The organism is Pseudocitrobacter sp. 2023LY-00077 (genome assembly GCF_055796175.1).
The window spans coordinates 38,384-55,935 of sequence record NZ_JBSPEI010000005.1; the positions used below are offsets into that span (position 1 = coordinate 38,384).

Annotated in this window: 19 protein-coding genes; 14 read left to right on the forward strand and 5 right to left on the reverse strand. The window is 52.5% G+C overall.

Going from position 1 to position 17,552, the window contains the following annotated elements:
• Nucleotides 1–12: 12 nt before the first annotated feature.
• Both yhcN and argR read right to left on the reverse strand, forming a co-directional pair.
• A complete protein-coding gene (yhcN, locus tag ACWWFX_RS08100) occupies nt 13–276 on the reverse strand; it encodes a peroxide/acid stress response protein YhcN (RefSeq protein ID WP_015962795.1) in 264 nt (87 codons plus the stop codon).
• A 375-nt stretch (nt 277–651) separates the two neighbouring features.
• Entirely contained in the window at nt 652–1,122 is a 471-nt protein-coding gene (gene argR / locus ACWWFX_RS08105) for a transcriptional regulator ArgR (protein ID WP_015962796.1), read from the reverse strand.
• A 457-nt stretch (nt 1,123–1,579) separates the two neighbouring features.
• On the opposite strand from argR, the gene mdh reads away from it, so the two are divergent.
• The gene (gene mdh, locus ACWWFX_RS08110) at nt 1,580–2,518 is read left to right on the forward strand and encodes a malate dehydrogenase (RefSeq protein WP_473223559.1); all 939 of its coding nucleotides are present in this window, start codon (nt 1,580–1,582) and stop codon (nt 2,516–2,518) included.
• A 46-nt stretch (nt 2,519–2,564) separates the two neighbouring features.
• Here mdh and degS read toward each other — a convergent pair whose 3' ends face one another.
• From degS to zapG, 3 genes are all read right to left on the reverse strand, one after another.
• Nucleotides 2,565–3,629, reverse strand: coding sequence for an outer membrane-stress sensor serine endopeptidase DegS (degS, locus tag ACWWFX_RS08115; RefSeq protein WP_231826096.1), 1,065 nt, complete (start codon nt 3,627–3,629; stop codon nt 2,565–2,567).
• A gap of 87 nt (nt 3,630–3,716) precedes the next feature.
• The gene (gene degQ / locus ACWWFX_RS08120) at nt 3,717–5,084 is read right to left on the reverse strand and encodes a serine endoprotease DegQ (protein WP_473223560.1); all 1,368 of its coding nucleotides are present in this window, start codon (nt 5,082–5,084) and stop codon (nt 3,717–3,719) included.
• 170 nt (nt 5,085–5,254) lie between these two features.
• Nucleotides 5,255–5,653, reverse strand: coding sequence for a Z-ring associated protein ZapG (gene zapG / locus ACWWFX_RS08125; protein WP_015962802.1), 399 nt, complete (start codon nt 5,651–5,653; stop codon nt 5,255–5,257).
• 196 nt (nt 5,654–5,849) lie between these two features.
• On the opposite strand from zapG, the gene zapE reads away from it, so the two are divergent.
• From zapE to nanR, 13 genes are all read left to right on the forward strand, one after another.
• On the forward strand, nt 5,850–6,977 hold the full coding sequence (gene zapE / locus ACWWFX_RS08130) for a cell division protein ZapE (RefSeq protein WP_473223561.1): 1,128 nt from the start codon (nt 5,850–5,852) through the stop codon (nt 6,975–6,977).
• Between the two features lie 288 nt (nt 6,978–7,265).
• Nucleotides 7,266–7,694 carry a 50S ribosomal protein L13 gene (gene rplM, locus ACWWFX_RS08135; RefSeq protein ID WP_015962804.1) on the forward strand — a complete coding sequence of 143 codons (429 nt, stop codon included), beginning with the start codon at nt 7,266–7,268 and terminating at the stop codon, nt 7,692–7,694.
• Between the two features lie 15 nt (nt 7,695–7,709).
• Nucleotides 7,710–8,102, forward strand: a complete 393-nt coding sequence (gene rpsI, locus ACWWFX_RS08140; RefSeq protein ID WP_000829815.1) for a 30S ribosomal protein S9 — start codon at nt 7,710–7,712, stop codon at nt 8,100–8,102.
• A 359-nt stretch (nt 8,103–8,461) separates the two neighbouring features.
• The gene (sspA, locus tag ACWWFX_RS08145; RefSeq protein WP_015962805.1) at nt 8,462–9,100 is read left to right on the forward strand and encodes a stringent starvation protein SspA; all 639 of its coding nucleotides are present in this window, start codon (nt 8,462–8,464) and stop codon (nt 9,098–9,100) included.
• A 4-nt stretch (nt 9,101–9,104) separates the two neighbouring features.
• The gene (gene sspB, locus ACWWFX_RS08150) at nt 9,105–9,596 is read left to right on the forward strand and encodes a ClpXP protease specificity-enhancing factor (RefSeq protein WP_015962806.1); all 492 of its coding nucleotides are present in this window, start codon (nt 9,105–9,107) and stop codon (nt 9,594–9,596) included.
• Nucleotides 9,597–10,151: 555 nt separating this feature from the next.
• Nucleotides 10,152–10,718: a fimbrial protein gene (locus tag ACWWFX_RS08155; RefSeq protein WP_276221022.1), complete on the forward strand. Its 567-nt coding sequence runs from the start codon at nt 10,152–10,154 to the stop codon at nt 10,716–10,718.
• 81 nt (nt 10,719–10,799) lie between these two features.
• Nucleotides 10,800–13,445 (forward strand): fimbrial biogenesis outer membrane usher protein, encoded by a 2,646-nt coding sequence (locus ACWWFX_RS08160; protein WP_473223562.1) that lies wholly within the window; start codon nt 10,800–10,802, stop codon nt 13,443–13,445.
• Nucleotides 13,446–13,464: 19 nt separating this feature from the next.
• Nucleotides 13,465–14,217 (forward strand): fimbria/pilus periplasmic chaperone, encoded by a 753-nt coding sequence (locus ACWWFX_RS08165; RefSeq protein ID WP_473223563.1) that lies wholly within the window; start codon nt 13,465–13,467, stop codon nt 14,215–14,217.
• Nucleotides 14,218–14,232: 15 nt separating this feature from the next.
• The gene (locus ACWWFX_RS08170) at nt 14,233–14,739 is read left to right on the forward strand and encodes a fimbrial protein (RefSeq protein ID WP_473223564.1); all 507 of its coding nucleotides are present in this window, start codon (nt 14,233–14,235) and stop codon (nt 14,737–14,739) included.
• Nucleotides 14,736–15,215 (forward strand): fimbrial protein, encoded by a 480-nt coding sequence (locus tag ACWWFX_RS08175; protein ID WP_473223565.1) that lies wholly within the window; start codon nt 14,736–14,738, stop codon nt 15,213–15,215. Before ACWWFX_RS08170 ends, ACWWFX_RS08175 begins: the two co-directional genes overlap by 4 nt.
• 47 nt (nt 15,216–15,262) lie before the next feature.
• On the forward strand, nt 15,263–15,751 hold the full coding sequence (locus tag ACWWFX_RS08180) for a fimbrial protein (protein WP_473223660.1): 489 nt from the start codon (nt 15,263–15,265) through the stop codon (nt 15,749–15,751).
• A gap of 1 nt (nt 15,752) precedes the next feature.
• Nucleotides 15,753–16,589 carry a StfH/YfcO family fimbrial adhesin gene (locus ACWWFX_RS08185; RefSeq protein ID WP_473223566.1) on the forward strand — a complete coding sequence of 279 codons (837 nt, stop codon included), beginning with the start codon at nt 15,753–15,755 and terminating at the stop codon, nt 16,587–16,589.
• A 115-nt stretch (nt 16,590–16,704) separates the two neighbouring features.
• Nucleotides 16,705–17,487, forward strand: a complete 783-nt coding sequence (gene nanR / locus ACWWFX_RS08190) for a transcriptional regulator NanR (RefSeq protein ID WP_473223567.1) — start codon at nt 16,705–16,707, stop codon at nt 17,485–17,487.
• The last annotated feature ends 65 nt before the right edge of the window (nt 17,488–17,552 follow it).

Consider the following 17,552-nt stretch of genomic DNA (forward strand, 5'->3'; position numbering starts at 1 on the left):
TATAAGCCAAACTTATTTGTACAGTTCAGCCGTTGCGTGCCAGTGGTCACCGGTACGCGCTTCGATGATGCGGTAAGAAGAAGCACCCTGTTCTTCCGCTTTCTTGTTCAGCATCTCATGCATATCCATCGGAGAAGAACCGACTGCACCTACGGAAACGGTGCCGATAGCCTGGCGATTTTGCGCTTGATCGCTATTAATAGAGTCAGCGGCGAAAGCGCCAAAAGAGATAACGGAAAGGATGCTCAGAGCCGCAACAGTTGTTTTGATTTTCATGATCTACACCTCGTCGAATTATTTGGAGGGTCTTTGTTTTGTGACCCTCATCACGAAATTAAGTATACACTAATCACATCTAAAATTAATACCAGACTAATGGTTTCACTCATAAATCTGTTTTAAAGAATCTATTTTTTATGACCAAATGAAATAAAAAATGGTGTATTAGTGCTATTTCGTGAAGTGAATTCTAAGAAAATCATATGGATGCATGAATTTGATTTTTCGTGCGATTTCGCGCGGAGGTATTCACTGAAACTATGTGTTTAATCCGTTTTTAGCACTTAATGCAAAATGGGGGGCGGAGGAACGTCGGGGAAACGAAGCGGTAAAAAGGAATTATCCTCTGGCCGATGACCAGAGGATGGAGGATTACAGCTCTTGCTCGAACAGAACCAGAATGGCCTCGTAGAGATCTTTCACCGTAAAGCCACGGGCAGGGGTGGTAAAGATGGTGTCGTCACCGGCGATGCTGCCGAGGATACCTTCCGCTTTACCCAGCGAGTCGAGCAGGCGGGCAATCAGCTGCGCGGCACCGGGGCTTGTGTGGATAACCACAACCGCATCGTTGTAGTCGATATCCAGCACCAGATTTTTCAGCGGGCTGGAGGTTGTCGGCACGCCAAGTTCAGCCGGAAGGCAGTAGACCATCTCCATCTTGGCATTGCGGGTACGAACCGCGCCAAACTTGGTCAGCATGCGGGAGACTTTGGATTGATTAATATTCTCGAACCCTTCCTCCTGCAGCGCCTGGACGATCTCTCCCTGAGAGCTAAACTTTTCTTCCTTTAATAGCGCTTTGAACGCTTTCACTAATTCTTCTTGTTTGGTCGAACTTCGCATAAGTCACCCATATATGGTGATGAAATTAACATGATTATGCATATAAATGCATTTTTATGCAAATAATCTGCAAAAAAGGCGGATAATAATCGCGAGAAGGGGCGGATCTTAGCAAAATTTACTATTAATAAACATGCCTATATCACGGCCTGCAAATAAGGTTAAAAGTAAATTAAATGTTATGAAAATGATGTTGTTTTAACCAGATCACTGGTTATAGTTTAAGGGATAGTTGATGTGGATTTGGTTACGTGAAAAAGGCCTTTCCCGGTAAACGAGTGAGCAATTTTGTAGCAAGGCTGCTAAATACCCCTCATTCTGTAAGTAATTAGATTGTAATTATTTACACCGTGAATTAAGGTCGCCGCAACGGAGTATAACAGGCAGTGCCCTGCGTCGGTTTCGCGGTACATGACAGGTCACCCTGAATGACATTAACCATAATAAGGAGTTTCGGATGAAAGTTGCAGTCCTTGGTGCCGCCGGCGGTATCGGTCAGGCGCTTGCCCTACTACTTAAGACCCAACTACCTTCAGGCTCAGAACTCACTCTCTATGATATCGCCCCTGTTACGCCAGGCGTGGCGGTCGATCTCAGTCATATCCCGACCGACGTGAAGATCACAGGCTTCTCAGGTGAAGATGCTTCTCCGGCGCTGGAAGGTGCGGATGTGGTACTGATCTCCGCGGGCGTCGCGCGCAAACCGGGTATGGATCGCTCCGATCTGTTTAACGTCAATGCCGGGATCGTGAAGAGCCTGGTGCAGCAGGTGGCGAAAACCGCCCCAAAAGCCTGTATTGGCATTATTACTAACCCGGTCAACACCACCGTTGCCATCGCGGCAGAAGTGCTGAAAAAAGCGGGCGTTTACGATAAGAACAAACTGTTCGGCGTCACGACGCTGGATATCATCCGCTCAAATACATTTGTGGCGGAGCTGAAAGGTAAAAAAGCGACAGAAGTGGAAGTGCCGGTTATTGGCGGCCACTCTGGCGTGACCATTCTGCCGCTGTTGTCGCAGATCCCTGGCGTTTCCTTTAGCGATCAGGAAGTGGCCGATCTGACCAAACGTATCCAGAATGCGGGTACGGAAGTGGTCGAAGCCAAAGCCGGTGGCGGCTCCGCAACCCTGTCTATGGGGCAGGCGGCTGCGCGTTTAGGTCTTTCTCTGGTTCGCGCCCTGCAGGGTGAGAAAGGCATCGTTGAATGCGCCTATGTTGAAGGCGACGGTCAGTACGCGCGTTTCTTCTCTCAGCCGCTGCTGCTGGGCAAAAACGGTGTGGAAGAGCGTCAGTCTATCGGCAAGCTGAGCGCGTTTGAACAACAGGCGCTGGAAGGTATGCTGGATACGCTGAGAAAAGATATTACGCTCGGCGAAGAGTTTGTGAATAAGTGATGTAAAGCATGAAAAAAAAGGGCCGCGAGGCCCTTTTTTGTGTCCGCTAGTTTGACGCCGGATACTCCTGAATCGTCACCTTCAGCGTTAGTTTCTTATCGTCGCGCATGACTTCAACCGGGATGTCCGACCCCGGACGAATCTCGGCTACCTGGTCCATGGTTTCCAGCGCGGAGAGCGCCGGTTTACCGTTCACCGATGTGATAACGTCATTGACCTGAATGCCTGCCTGCGCGGCCGGGCCACCGGCGGTGACTTCGTTAACCACGATCCCCTGGATCTGATCCATGCCGCCGCCCTGCGCGTGCAGTGGGGCGATCTCGCGCCCGCCGATCCCGATGTAACCACGGATCACCCGACCATCGCGGATCAGCTTATCCATGATCTTAGTTGCCAGCTGGAACGGGATGGCGAAGCTTAAGCCTTCCGGCGTTTCGCCATCGTTACTCTTATCGAAGGAGAGGGTGTTGATACCCATCAGCTCGCCCAGCGAGTTAATCAGTGCGCCGCCAGAGTTGCCGTGGTTGATGGAGGCATCTGTTTGCAGGAAGTTCTGTCGCCCGGTAGGGTTCAGGCCGATACGCCCGGTGGCGCTGATGATGCCCTGCGTAATGGTCTGCCCCAGGTTGTAAGGGTTACCAATCGCCAGCACCACATCGCCAATGTGCGGCACGCGCTTCGGGTTGATGGGGATGACCGGCAGGCCGCCGGTGGCGTTAATTTTCAGCACTGCGAGGTCGGTAAGCGTATCGGAGCCGACCAGCAGCGCTTCAAATACGCGGCCATCCTGCAACGCGACGATGATTTGATCGGCATCGTTAATGACATGCTTGTTGGTCACGATATACCCGCGTTCGTCCATGATCACCCCGGAGCCGAGCGTGCGGATCTCCAGTTGATTCTGCCCGGTGCTGTTAAGACCACGGTTATAGACGTTGACGACCGCTGGCGCGGCACGACGCACAGCCTGGTTATAGCTGGCGGGGGATTCATCCGAGCTGGTGAGCGTGGTGGTCGCGGTTGTCCACTTGCGTAAAGAGGGCATCGCGGCCAGCAAAATGCCACCGACAATAAAACCAATTGCGACAGAACGTAAAAGCTTTGCAAGCATGATCAGGTATCGTTGATGAATAAACGTTCGCAGCATACCACGACTTCGCTGGACATCACACGCTGCGCGATGTCCAGCGTAAGACGGTTAACGCAGTAAGAGATAAATGCTCTCTTCACCGCGCATCACGTTCAGGGCAATCACCGACGGTTTGGTCTCCAGCACTTTGCGCATATCCGCGATGGACTGCGTGCGCTGGCGGTTAATACCGATGATGACATCATCTTTATGCAGGCCAACCTGCGCCGCTGCGCTGCCTTTTTCCACGTCGCTGATGACAATGCCTTTGGTACCGTCTTTCAACTGACCGTCGCTTAATGATGCCCCCTGAAGCTGCGGAGCGATCATTTCTGCGCTGGCGGTCGCCGAGGTGCTTTTATCCAGCGTGACTTCGACTTCCAGCGGTTTGCCATCGCGCAGCAGACCCAGCTTCACTTTTGAGCCGGGTTCGGTGGTGGCGATGCGCGAGCGCAGTTCGGCAAAGCTGCTCAGCGCTTTTCCGTTCAGGCTAACAATCACGTCGCCTGATTTTATGCCCGCTTTCGCCGAGCCGGAGTTAGGCAGCACTTCGCTGACAAACGCCCCGCGCTGTACGTTGAGGTTAAACGCTTTAGCGATATCGGCGCTCATTTCCATACCGCGAATACCGAGCAGCCCGCGTTTGATTTCGCCGAACTGAATCAGCTGTTTCGCGAGGATTTGCGCCATATTGCTGGGGATGGCGAAGCCAATCCCGACGCTGCCGCCGCCAGGGGCGAGAATCGCGGTGTTAATGCCGATCAGCTCGCCGTTGAGGTTCAGCAATGCGCCACCGGAGTTCCCACGGTTAATTGAGGCATCCGTCTGAATAAAGTTTTCCAGCCCTTCGAGGTTCAGCCCGCTGCGGCCTAACGCCGACACGATCCCGGAGGTGGCGGTTTGCCCCAGCCCGAAGGGGTTACCCACGGCGACGGCGAAATCGCCAACGCGCAGTTTATCGGAGTCGGCAATGGCGATTTGCGTGAGTTTGCTGCCGCCCTGAATTTGCAGCAGGGCGATATCGCTTTGGTCATCGCTGCCAATCAGTTTGGCATCGAACTCGCGGCCATCATTCAACTGAATGCTGATTTTTTGCGCCTGGCTGATGACGTGGTTGTTGGTTAAGACGTAGCCTTTCGCCGCATCAATAATGACGCCAGAACCCAGACCTTCGAACGGTTGCGCTGGTTCGTTGCCGCCTTCTTCACCAAAGAATTTTTTTAGCTCTTCCGGCACGCGCTGACTCGGCGCGGCGGTGCCTTCCACCTGCACGCTCACCACGGCGGGCAAGACTTTTTCCAGCATCGGCGCGAGGCTTGGCAGTGCGCCCTGGCCTGGAACCTGAGTGGGAATCGACGCGCTGGCCACCTGAGGCACGGCAAAGGACAGGCCGACACTTAACGCTAACGCACTCAACAGCAAAGTAGATTTATTCATTGATGCTGGCTCTCCTGACCTGAGGTGTAAGGACATGCTTCCCGAAACAGTCTGATGTTATTGAATTTTTCTCGGGGTAACAATGTGGATATTGACTAAATATAGTCGGGGCAGAGAGAAGTGACGGGCGCAACAGGCGCGCCCGTGAAATAAATTGTTCGCAGAAAGGATTAGTCGCGTTTTGCACCGCTACGCAGCAGGCCGGATGCGCCTTCTGAGTAGTCACGCGGCATCTGTACCGGCGCCTGGTCGTTACCGGCTTCCGATTCAGCCAGACGGTTGCGGAACGGATTAGACTCTGCGCTCATTTCAGGCAGCAGGCTGCTTGAGCTTTTCGCCATGTGCTGATAGAGCTGACGATAGTCGTCCGCCATATTGTTCAGCAATTCCGCACTGCGCGCAAAATGGCTGACTAACTCTTCGCGGTACTCTTCCAGTTCGGCTTTATTTTTTTCCAGCTCGTACTGCAGGGCCTGTTGTTGACGCAATTTGCGATTACCGAAACGCATGGCCACAGCACCGATAATAATGCCGACAACGAGCCCAATTAGCGCATATTCCCAGGTCATGAACATCTCCCATTGTTTTGTGGTTCCGTAGGGTATTGGTTACCAGGCGCTCCTTGCCTGTACCAGATACTGCCACTATAACCGCTTATTCCGCAGAAGTGGAATCCTGGCGTATCATCGCGTAGTGTAGAACGGCACTTTTTTCACCAATCGTGAAGTAAGACATACCGGTTTTCAAAGGAATAACAATTAGATCATGCAAAGCCTGTCCCCCACATCGCGTTATCTTCAGGCCCTCGAAGAGGGCACCCATCAGCCTGATGATGTCCAGCGTGAGGCGGTAAATCGCCTCGATACCATCTACCAGGAACTGCTTGCCAATCGTGCGCAGCCAGCCCAAAGCGGCGGTGGCCTGATGGCAAAATTCGGAAAATTTCTTGGTAAACGCGAGCCGGACACGAACACGCCGGTTCGCGGCTTATATATGTGGGGCGGGGTTGGCCGGGGGAAAACCTGGCTGATGGACATGTTCTATCACAGCCTGCCGGGCGAACGTAAACAGCGCCTGCACTTTCACCGCTTTATGCTGCGGGTGCATGAAGAGCTGACGCAGCTTCAGGGCCATAGCGACCCGCTGGAAATCGTTGCTGAACGCTTTAAAGCGGAAACGGACGTGCTGTGTTTTGACGAGTTTTTTGTCTCGGATATCACTGACGCCATGCTGCTCGGCGGCCTGATGAAAGCGTTGTTCTCGCGTGGGATTACGCTGGTCGCTACCTCGAATATCCCGCCGGATGAGCTTTATCGCAATGGTTTACAACGCGCGCGCTTCTTGCCGGCCATCGACGCGATTAAAGCCCACTGCGACATCATGAACGTCGATGCGGGTGTCGATTACCGTTTGCGCACGTTAACTCAGGCGCATCTGTGGCTCTCGCCTTTAAACGATGAAACGCGCGTCGAGATGGATAAACTGTGGCTGGCGTTGGCGGGTGCAAAGCGCGAACGTGCGCCAGAGTTGGAAATCAACCACCGCCAGCTGCCAACGATAGGCGTTGAGAACCAAACGCTGGCGGTTTCCTTCACGACACTGTGCGTTGATGCGCGCAGCCAGCACGACTACATCGCGCTCTCCCGCCTGTTCCATACGGTGATGCTGTTCGATGTGCCCGTCATGACGCCAATGATGGAAAGCGAAGCGCGCCGCTTTATTGCGCTGGTGGATGAATTCTATGAGCGTCATGTGAAGCTGGTGGTGAGCGCGGAAGTCCCGCTGTACGACATTTATCAGGGCGAGCGGTTGAAATTTGAGTTCCAGCGCTGCCTGTCACGTTTGCAGGAGATGCAGAGCGAAGAGTATATGAAACGGCCGCATATGCCATAAATCAGCCCCTCTCCCCGTGGGAGAGGGGCTGGGGGTGAGGGCATCAGGCCGCACACCCCCTATTAAAACGCCCCCATCAAAATCACAAATAAGGGTCGATCTTTAACCCCGACTTCTCTATAATCTTGCGACCCCACGTTACAAGAAGGTTTTTTTCCCAAAACTTTCTATGTGCCGGCATAGGCTATTCGAAGGGGTAGGTTTGCTGGACAATGTCGTGTGAACCTCAACTGACAAAACGTTTGGGTGTTCACCAACGTGTAACTTATTTATTTGGGTAAGCTTTTAATGAAAACTTTTACAGCTAAACCAGAAACCGTTCAACGTGACTGGTATGTTGTTGACGCGACCGGTAAAACTCTGGGCCGTCTGGCTACTGAACTGGCTCGTCGCCTGCGCGGTAAGCATAAAGCGGAATACACTCCGCACGTAGATACCGGTGATTACATCATCGTTCTGAACGCTGACAAAGTTGCTGTAACCGGCAACAAGCGTACTGACAAAATGTACTATCACCACACCGGCCACATCGGTGGTATCAAAGAAGCGACCTTTGAAGAGATGATTGCCCGCCGTCCTGAGCGCGTGATTGAAATCGCGGTTAAAGGCATGCTGCCAAAAGGCCCGCTGGGTCGTGCTATGTTCCGTAAACTGAAAGTTTACGCGGGTACCGAGCACAACCACGCGGCACAGCAACCGCAAGTTCTTGACATCTAATCGGGATTATAGGCAATGGCTGAAAATCAATACTACGGCACTGGTCGCCGCAAAAGTTCCGCAGCTCGCGTTTTCATCAAACCGGGCAACGGCAAAATCGTTATCAACCAACGTTCTCTGGAACAGTACTTCGGTCGTGAAACTGCCCGCATGGTAGTTCGTCAGCCGCTGGAACTGGTCGACATGGTTGAGAAACTGGATCTGTACATCACCGTTAAAGGTGGTGGTATCTCTGGTCAGGCTGGTGCGATCCGTCACGGTATCACCCGCGCTCTGATGGAGTATGATGAGTCCCTGCGTGGCGAACTGCGTAAAGCTGGCTTCGTTACTCGTGATGCTCGTCAGGTTGAACGTAAGAAAGTCGGCCTGCGTAAAGCACGTCGTCGTCCTCAGTTCTCCAAACGTTAATTGGTTTCTGCTTCGGCAGACAACAATTTGCGCAAAAACCCGCTTCGGCGGGTTTTTTTATGCCTGAACACTTACGCGATGAACGTATTTGTAGGGTAGGCAAGCGAAGCGCCCCGCCATAATCGCATTGCCAATGCTAATCTCACGGCTCTTTTTCCGGATTTCCAGAATCGACTCACCACAAGCCGTGCAAAATCTGGTAAACTATTCTCCAATTTTCTGCCCAAATGCGGGTGATTGTTCAATTTTTGTTTGGTTTGCAAGCAGGAATGCCACTCAACGCAGGATGGGGACACACTTCTGGCTAGCCACCGTGTGGCTGGTAGCAGTAAAAATTCTGAATATACCTGGAGGTTTTCATGGCTGTCGCTGCCAACAAACGTTCGGTAATGACGCTGTTTTCTGGTCCTACTGACATTTATAGCCATCAGGTCCGCATCGTGCTGGCTGAAAAAGGTGTCAGCTTTGAGATAGAGCACGTGGAAAAGGACAATCCACCGCAGGATCTGATTGACCTCAACCCGAATCAAAGCGTTCCGACACTGGTAGATCGCGAACTGACTCTGTGGGAATCCCGCATCATTATGGAATACCTGGATGAGCGTTTCCCGCATCCGCCGCTGATGCCGGTTTACCCGGTTGCACGCGGTGAAAGCCGTCTGTACATGCAACGTATCGAGAAAGACTGGTACACGCTGATGAACGTCGTGATGACGGGCTCTGCGGCTCAGGCTGACGCTGCACGTAAACAGCTGCGCGAAGAGCTGCTGGCGATTGCGCCGGTCTTCACCCAAAAGCCGTACTTCCTGAGCGATGAGTTCAGCCTGGTCGACTGCTACCTGGCGCCGCTGCTGTGGCGTCTGCCGGTTATGGGTATCGAAATGGCTGGTGCGGGTGCGAAAGAGCTGAAAGGCTACATGACCCGTGTCTTCGAACGTGATTCTTTCCTTGCCTCCTTAACGGAAGCCGAGCGCGAAATGCGCCTTGGCCGGGGTTAACTGAATGGATGTGTCACAGCTTTCTCCACGCCGCCCGTATCTGCTTCGCGCATTTTACGAGTGGCTGCTGGACAACCAGCTTACGCCGCATTTGGTCGTTGATGTCATGCAGCCAGGCGTTCAGGTACCAATGGAGTACGCCCGTGACGGCCAGATAGTCCTGAACATCGCGCCGCGCGCGGTGGGCAACCTGGAGCTGGCGAACGATGAAGTTCGCTTCAACGCCCGTTTCGGCGGCGTTCCGCGCAATGTTTCCGTGCCGCTGGCCGCCGTGCTGGCTATCTACGCGCGTGAAAACGGCGCAGGTACCATGTTCGAGCCGGAAACGGCCTACGACGAAGATGCGGAAGGCTACAACGACGACCTTGAAGTCGTTGAAAACGAAACGGTGATGTCGGTCATCGACGGCGATAAGCCGGATCACGACGACGACACCGATCCGGACGATACCCCGCCGCCGCGCGGTGGCCGCCCGGCACTTCGCGTCGTGAAGTAAATATCCCGAAAGGCCCGAAAGGGCCTTTTTTTATGGGTGAGATTGTCCCTGGTCGCTGGCTGAAGTGGCTATGTCAGCAGGGATTGATATCGAAAGAGGGAGGAATTGATATTTAATTAACATGTTTTTGTAATAACGTCTTTTTCAGGCCTTATTTAATATTAAATATCAGTTTTCTAATATTATATTCCATGGTAATTATTATGCAATATTTTAATTGTCCGGCCTGATGTGAACACGCATGAAAACATACAATATTGTTATAGCATACGTTCTCCCTTATCGTTTGCATCGCATTTTTCGGCTAAATCAGCACTATTTGCATGCACGCCATTCATATCATTATAAATTCTACATTCTAAATTAATTAAAAATAAATTGAGTGTCTGACCCTTCAGTATCACTATCCGCACACACCAAAGAATATCATCTTATGCACACTTTTGCGGGAAGCAATGACGCATATTCGATGGTCATCTATAAGACGCTCACCTCATTATTAATATGAGGTTTTCGGCGTTTATAATTTAATTATTTATGGTTTAAGGACAAATAATGAGTAAGTTTGTAAAAACTGCTGTTGCAGCGGCAATGGTAATGGGTGCGTTCGCGTCAACTTCTTCCATCGCTGCCGGTAACAACGGTACCGCACGTTTCTACGGTACTATCGAAGATTCTCCGTGCTCTATCGTGCCTGACGATCACAAACTGGAAGTCGATATGGGCGATATCGGTTCTGAAAAACTGAAAAACGGTGGTTCAACCACGCCGAAAGAGTTCCAAATCCGCCTGCAGGACTGCGTCTTTGATACCCAGACTAAGGCTCAGACCACCTTTACTGGCACCATCTATACTGCGGCAGCTAACAGCAGCAACTACACCATTTTCAGCACCGAAACCGGTATGCCATTTGAGAATGTCAGCCTGGCGATTGGTGACGAACATGGTACGGCATACAAAAGCGGTATGCCGATCGAACAACTGCTGACTATGGATACTGCGACGTCTAAAGGTAAACCTAACCAGACGCTGAACTTTAAAGCATGGCTGGTGGGCGAAAGCGCAATGCCGACCCTGGGCGCATTTGAAGCCAACACGACCTTCCAGATCACCTATCTCTAAGGCATTTCCCCATAGCGGATACGCTATGGGGTTTTTTTATAGATATTGATGAAGCTATTATAATCACGGATGGATACGTGCATGCCAGACCATTCTCTTTTCCGTTTACGGGTTCTGCCCTGGTATATTGCATTAGCGATATCCGGAAGCTATGCCAGTGCCTGGGCTGATGATGATATTCAGTTTGATTCCCGTTTTCTGGAATTAAAAGGCGACACGAAAATCGATCTGAAACGTTTTTCCAGTCAGGGCTATGTCGAGCCGGGTAAATATAATTTACAGGTTCAGGTAAATAAACAGCCGCTCCCGGATGAATACGATATTTTCTGGTATGCCTCTGAAAAAGATGCCAGTAAAACCTATGCCTGCTTAACGCCGGCGCTTGTCGCCCAGTTTGGGCTGAAAGAAGACGTTGCAAAGAATCTGCAATGGGTCCGCAATGGTGAATGTCTTAGCCCGGGCCAACTGGAAGGGATGGACATTAAGGCCGATTTAAGCCAGTCCGCTTTATTAATCTCCTTACCTCAAGCGTATCTTGAATACAGCGATATGGACTGGGACCCGCCTTCACGCTGGGACGACGGTATTCCAGGCCTGATTGCTGACTACAGCATTAACGCGCAGACCCGCCACGACGAAAAAGGCGGCGATGACAGTAACGATATCAGCGGTAACGGCACGGTCGGGGCAAACCTTGGCCCGTGGCGTCTGCGCGCCGACTGGCAGGCGGACTATCAGCATACCCGCAGCGGCGATGACGACGAATACAGCGACAGTGACAGCACACAAAGAAACTGGGAGTGGAGTCGCTACTACGCCTGGCGCGCCCTGCCGTCACTGAAAGCCAAGCTCGCGCTGGGGGAAGATTTCCTCAACTCCGATATTTTCGACGGTTTTAACTATGTCGGCGGCAGCGTCAGCACCGACGACCAGATGCTGCCACCCAATCTGCGCGGCTACGCCCCCGATATTTCCGGGGTAGCGCACACTACGGCGAAAGTGACCGTTAGCCAGATGGGCCGCGTCATTTATGAAACCCAGGTTCCGGCGGGGCCGTTCCGTATTCAGGATTTAGGCGACTCCGTTTCCGGTACCCTGCATGTACGTATTGAAGAGCAGAACGGTCAGGTGCAGGAATACGATATCAGCACCGCCTCGATGCCGTTCCTGACCCGTCAGGGCCAGGTACGCTATAAAGTGATGATGGGCCGACCTCAGGAGTGGGGGCACGATATTGCCGGTGGATTTTTCTCCGGCGGCGAAGCCTCCTGGGGGATTGCCAATGGCTGGTCGCTCTACGGCGGCGCGCTGGCGGATGAGAACTATCAGTCGGCGGCTATCGGCGTCGGGCGTGACCTGTCAATCCTTGGTGCCATGGCCTTTGATGTCACGCACTCGCATGTGCGTCTGGATGACAACACCGCTTACGACAATCGCACGCTGGACGGCAACTCGTTTCGCGTGAGCTATGCCAAAGACTTTGACGAACTCGACAGCCGCGTCACCTTCGCCGGATACCGCTTCTCTGAAAAAAACTTCATGACCATGAGCGAGTATCTCGATGCTAAAGATGCTGACATGGTGCGCTCCGGCAACGATAAAGAGATGTACACCGTTACCTATAACCAGAACTTCAGGGATGCCGCGGTTTCTGTCTATCTCAACTATACCCGTCGCACCTACTGGGACCGACCAGAGCAAACCAACTACAACGTGATGCTTTCCCACTATTTCAATATGGGCAGTATTCGTAACATGAGCGTGTCCCTGACCGGCTACCGCTACGAATACGACAAAAGCACCGATCAGGGGGTGTATGTCTCGCTAAGTATGCCGTGGGGCGACAGCAGTACTGTCAGCTATAACGGCAACTACGGTAGCGGCTCAGACTCCAGCCAGGTTGGCTATTTCAGCCGTATCGACGATGCCTCGCATTACCAGATTAACGTCGGCACCAGTGAAAACCACGGCAGCGTGGATGGCTATTACAGTCATGACGGATCGCTGGCGAAAGTGGATTTAAGCGCCAACTACCATGAAGGCGAATACCAGTCTGCTGGTATTTCACTGCAGGGCGGCGCGACGCTGACCGCGCACGGCGGGGCATTGCACCGCATGCAAAATCTGGGCGGTACGCGTCTGTTAATTGATGCGGACGGCGTGTCAGGCGTGCCGGTTGAAGGTAATGGCGCAGCGGTTTATACCAACATGTTTGGCAAAGCTGTCGTTTCTGACCTCAACAACTACTACCGTAACCAGGCCTATATCGACCTCACCAGACTGCCGGAAAACGCCGAAGCCACCCAGTCGGTGGTGCAGGCCACGCTGACCGAGGGCGCGATTGGCTACCGTAAATTTGCCGTTATCAGCGGACAAAAAGCGATGGCCGTACTGCGCCTGAACGACGGCAGCCATCCGCCATTCGGCGCGGAAGTGAAAAATAACAACGAACAGCAGGTCGGCCTGGTGGACGATGACGGCAACGTCTATCTGGCCGGGGTGAAACCGGGCGAGCACATGACCGTCTCGTGGAACGGTGCGACACACTGCGAAATTTCGCTGCCAGACCCGTTACCTGCCGATCTGTTCAACGGTCTGTTACTGCCCTGCCAGCAAAAAGGCGCGGTAGCACCGGTTTCTCCGCTGGACGTCAAACCTGTGCTTCAGGAACAGACACAGCAGGTGACGCCAACGGAACCACCAACCTCAATTTCAGCAAATCAATAACGTGATTAAGGAATGATCCATGTTTTTTCTGACTAACACTGCAAAAACCGTTGTCCCGGTGCTGGCGCTGCTGGCGACCGCGGTCAGTTTCTCCAGCCACGCCTCGGTGACGCCCGACAGGACACGGCTGGTGTTTAACGAAAGCGACAAATCCATCAGCGTCACGCTGCGCAATAATGATCAGAAACTACCTTATCTGGCGCAAAGCTGGATCGAGGACGCAAAGGGCAACAAAATCAGCTCGCCGCTGGCGGTGCTGCCGCCGGTGCAGCGTATCGATGCGATGATGAACGGCCAGGTGAAGGTGCAGGGACTGCCGGATATCAACAAGCTGCCTGCCGATCGTGAGAGTATGTTCTACTTCAACGTGCGTGAGATCCCGCCAAAATCCAATAAACCTAACACGCTGCAAATTGCATTGCAGACGCGCATCAAGTTGTTCTGGCGCCCTAAAGCGCTGGAAAACGTCAGTATGAAAAATCCGTGGCAGCATAAGGTGACTTTGACCCGCAGCGGTCAAACTTTCACCGTCAACAACCCGACGCCGTATTACGTCATTGTTAGCAATGCCAGTGCGCAGAAAAATGGTAATGCGGCAGCGGGTTTTACACCGCTGGTGATGGAGCCTAAAACCTCTGCGCCGCTGAACGTGAAAATGGACAGCGTGCCGGTACTGACCTATGTCAACGACTACGGTGCGCGGATGCCGCTGTTTTTCAAATGCAATGGCAATAGCTGTCAGGTGGACGAAGAGCAAAGCCGCAAAGGCTGATGCCAGGAGAGTCATATGAAAGATCTTTTTCTGGCAGGGGCTGGTGTATTTCTGTTGATCGGCAGTGTCGCGAATAACCTTGCCATAGGTGGAGAGAGCAAAACTGTCGACTTAGTGTTGAAGGTATTTGTGGATGCGCCACCACCTTGCTCCGTCGAGGGCAGCGCGGTGGAATTCGGCTCGGTGATCATCAAACAAATTGATGGCAGTAATTATCGCCAGGAAGCCGGATACAAACTGGATTGCTCGGGGCGCCTGGCAGATGACTTGCGGATGCAACTGAAAGGGACCACTACCACCATTAATGGTGAAACGGTGCTCAGTACGGGTATCGACGGGTTCGGAATACGCATAGAAAACGCTGCGGATAATTCACTGTTTGCCGTTGGTGAAAATAACTGGACGTCGTTCGATTATAACAGTTTGCCGAAACTCAATGCCGTGCCGGTTAAACAGAGCGGGGCGCAGCTTATGGCGTCGGAATTTAACGCCAGTATGACGATGGTGGTGGATTACCAATGAAACGACTCGCTCTTATCTTACTCTGTGGGTGCGGTGGGTTAGCGCAAGGCGCGACGCCCGACATCACTTTTCATGGCTCGCTGGTGTCACCGCCGGTTTGTACTATCAGTGATGACAAGACCATTGAAATTGAGTTTCGCGACGTGATTATTGACAGTATTAACGGTGATTATGCCCGTAAGGAAGTGCCATACGAAATCACGTGTGATTCGCAGGCCAGAGATGATGCCTGGGAAATGACCCTGACCTGGACCGGCACGGAAACCAGCTACGACAATGCGGCAATCGAGACTGATGTTCCTGGCCTCGGCATTGGGCTTCTGCATGACGGCCAGCGATTTCAGTTGAATACGCCCCTTCCTATTGACGTTGACAAAAAGCCGAAGCTGGAAGCAGTGCCGGTGAAAGCGAGTGATGCCGTACTGAGTGACGGAACGTTTTCAGCTTACGCCACATTACGGGTGGATTATCAATGAAGACAAAAAACATTCATCCTGCAGGGTATGTGCTGGCAGCCAGTCTAATGCTGATAAGTCGCGGGGCATTCAGTGCTGTAGATAATAATCTGCATTTTTACGGCAATCTGCTGAGCAAATCCTGCACCCTGGTGGTTCAGGGAGAAAACCTGGCAGAAGTGCATTTCCCCGTTGTTAGCAACAAAGATTTGATGGTTGCCGGGCATTCGGACCGTGTGCCGGTTGTTTTTCAGTTGCGGGACTGTAAGGGGCCATCCGGGTACGAGGTAAAAGTTACCCTAACTGGAACGGAAGACAGCGATCAGCCAGGTTTTCTGGCGCTGGACCCGTCATCAGGAGCGACAGGCGTAGGAATTGGTATGGAAAAAACGGATGGCACGCAGGTGCTGATCAACGATACCACGGGTGCGAAGTTTACCCTGAACAACGGTAACAACAACCTCAATTTCAATGCCTGGTTGCAGGCGAAAAGCGGTCGTAATGTGACAACCGGCGACTTTACTGCCAGCCTGACTGCAACGTTTGAGTATCTCTAATATGAAAAAAATACGATTACTGTTTTGCCTGCTGGTTGTGTTATTTCAGGGCGTAAGCCTGAGTGCAAAGGCGCAATCATTTTCGTTGAATGTGTATATTGCGGCAATGGGGTCGGCTACCCAGATGGATTTTTTTCTGGATGTCCTCACGACCGAAGGGGTCTACCACGGTGAGTATTACCAGACTGGCAAGATTTTGATGATTAAGCCCATTCCAAATCGTGCATGGTCAGGGCCTGGCAATCTTCCTGCTCCAGCGCTGGAAGCCACCGGATCTTCGACCACAGTGAGTGATAGCAATTGCCCTGGTATTGAAAACCTGGATAGCGGCTGGAATTGTCAGAGCATACCATTAAAAATTACGGTGACAGGCAGTCCTGGTGGATGTCCGTGGTTAGTTACGACGAGGGTGTACAGCACGACAACTCACAGCTCAGAAACCTATATGGGGCCGCAAACCGTACAATCTACCTGCCCGTCGGAACCGCTGACGCCTTATGACGTTTCCTGGGATGAGAACTCAGTCGTTCGCACTGCTAAGCTGCAACTGCAATCCACGGGTGGCGTGATCGAAAGAACGCTCTCCACCTTCCTGATGAAGGACGGCAAACTGTGCGATGGTAGTCAGTTAGACGAGCGTGGAGCCTATTGTCGTTTTGTGGCGCAAATGATCACCTTTACCGCTTCGGGCTGCGATAATGCCAAAGTGACGGTGACACCAACCCCACACCCGGTTACCGATCGGCAATTACACGATATTCTGGTTCATGTGGATACCACCGCACAGCAACCGATAAATTCAACCTGCCGGTTCCAGTATGTGCTGAATATGTTATAGCCTGGACTTCCTCGCAAGGTAGGGTCATTTGGCCGTACCTGCCATTCCAGCCTCTTTTTTATGTTATGATGAAAAAACGCTGATTTTCCCCTTCTTACTGTCTAAAACGGTACTTATGAGCGCATTTGATCCTCACTCAGAAGAAACACCCGACACCATCGGCAACAGCCTGCGTCGCCGCCCGCTGGCGCGCAAAAAACTGTCTGAAATGGTAGAGGAAGAGCTGGAACAAATGATCCGCCGCCGTGAGTTTGGCGAAGGGGAACAGCTACCGTCTGAACGTGAACTGATGGCATTCTTCAACGTTGGCCGCCCGTCGGTGCGGGAAGCGCTGGCCGCGCTGAAACGTAAAGGGCTGGTGCAGATTAATAACGGCGAGCGCGCGCGCGTCTCGCGCCCTTCAGCGGACACCATCATTGGCGAACTCTCCGGCATGGCGAAAGATTTTCTCTCGCACCCAGGCGGTATCGCCCACTTCGAACAACTGCGTCTGTTCTTTGAATCAAGCCTGGTGCGCTATGCCGCCGAACACGCCACGGATGAACAAATTGCGCTACTGAGTAAAGCGCTGGAGATCAACAGCCAGGCGCTGGATGACAACGCGCAGTTTATCCGCTCGGACGTTGATTTCCATCGCGTATTGGCGGAAATTCCCGGCAACCCGATCTTCATGGCGATTCATGTTGCGCTTCTCGACTGGCTGATTGCCGCCCGCCCGAAAGTCGCGGATCAGGAACTCCACGAGCACAACAGCGTGAGTTATCAACAGCATATCGCCATTGTTGACGCTATCCGCGCGCACGATCCGGACGAAGCAGATCGCGCTTTGCAAACCCACCTCAACAGCGTCTCTGCCACCTGGCACGCCTTCGGCAAAGCCAAAAAATCCCGTAAGTGATCCCATCCCGGCGATCGAATTAGTGAAGTCGATCGCACAATAAGCTTTCTGTATTACGCTGCTGT

Bases quoted from the DNA above. Each gene is read 5' to 3' on its own strand.
- yhcN (WP_015962795.1), bottom strand. From the start codon at position 276: ATGAAAATCAAAACAACTGTTGCGGCTCTGAGCATCCTTTCCGTTATC.
- argR (WP_015962796.1), bottom strand. From the start codon at position 1,122: ATGCGAAGTTCGACCAAACAAGAAGAATTAGTGAAAGCGTTCAAAGCG.
- mdh (WP_473223559.1), top strand. From the start codon at position 1,580: ATGAAAGTTGCAGTCCTTGGTGCCGCCGGCGGTATCGGTCAGGCGCTT.
- degS (WP_231826096.1), bottom strand. From the start codon at position 3,629: ATGCTTGCAAAGCTTTTACGTTCTGTCGCAATTGGTTTTATTGTCGGT.
- degQ (WP_473223560.1), bottom strand. From the start codon at position 5,084: ATGAATAAATCTACTTTGCTGTTGAGTGCGTTAGCGTTAAGTGTCGGC.
- zapG (WP_015962802.1), bottom strand. From the start codon at position 5,653: ATGACCTGGGAATATGCGCTAATTGGGCTCGTTGTCGGCATTATTATC.
- zapE (WP_473223561.1), top strand. From the start codon at position 5,850: ATGCAAAGCCTGTCCCCCACATCGCGTTATCTTCAGGCCCTCGAAGAG.
- rplM (WP_015962804.1), top strand. From the start codon at position 7,266: ATGAAAACTTTTACAGCTAAACCAGAAACCGTTCAACGTGACTGGTAT.
- rpsI (WP_000829815.1), top strand. From the start codon at position 7,710: ATGGCTGAAAATCAATACTACGGCACTGGTCGCCGCAAAAGTTCCGCA.
- sspA (WP_015962805.1), top strand. From the start codon at position 8,462: ATGGCTGTCGCTGCCAACAAACGTTCGGTAATGACGCTGTTTTCTGGT.
- sspB (WP_015962806.1), top strand. From the start codon at position 9,105: ATGGATGTGTCACAGCTTTCTCCACGCCGCCCGTATCTGCTTCGCGCA.
- ACWWFX_RS08155 (WP_276221022.1), top strand. From the start codon at position 10,152: ATGAGTAAGTTTGTAAAAACTGCTGTTGCAGCGGCAATGGTAATGGGT.
- ACWWFX_RS08160 (WP_473223562.1), top strand. From the start codon at position 10,800: ATGCCAGACCATTCTCTTTTCCGTTTACGGGTTCTGCCCTGGTATATT.
- ACWWFX_RS08165 (WP_473223563.1), top strand. From the start codon at position 13,465: ATGTTTTTTCTGACTAACACTGCAAAAACCGTTGTCCCGGTGCTGGCG.
- ACWWFX_RS08170 (WP_473223564.1), top strand. From the start codon at position 14,233: ATGAAAGATCTTTTTCTGGCAGGGGCTGGTGTATTTCTGTTGATCGGC.
- ACWWFX_RS08175 (WP_473223565.1), top strand. From the start codon at position 14,736: ATGAAACGACTCGCTCTTATCTTACTCTGTGGGTGCGGTGGGTTAGCG.
- ACWWFX_RS08180 (WP_473223660.1), top strand. From the start codon at position 15,263: ATGCTGATAAGTCGCGGGGCATTCAGTGCTGTAGATAATAATCTGCAT.
- ACWWFX_RS08185 (WP_473223566.1), top strand. From the start codon at position 15,753: ATGAAAAAAATACGATTACTGTTTTGCCTGCTGGTTGTGTTATTTCAG.
- nanR (WP_473223567.1), top strand. From the start codon at position 16,705: ATGAGCGCATTTGATCCTCACTCAGAAGAAACACCCGACACCATCGGC.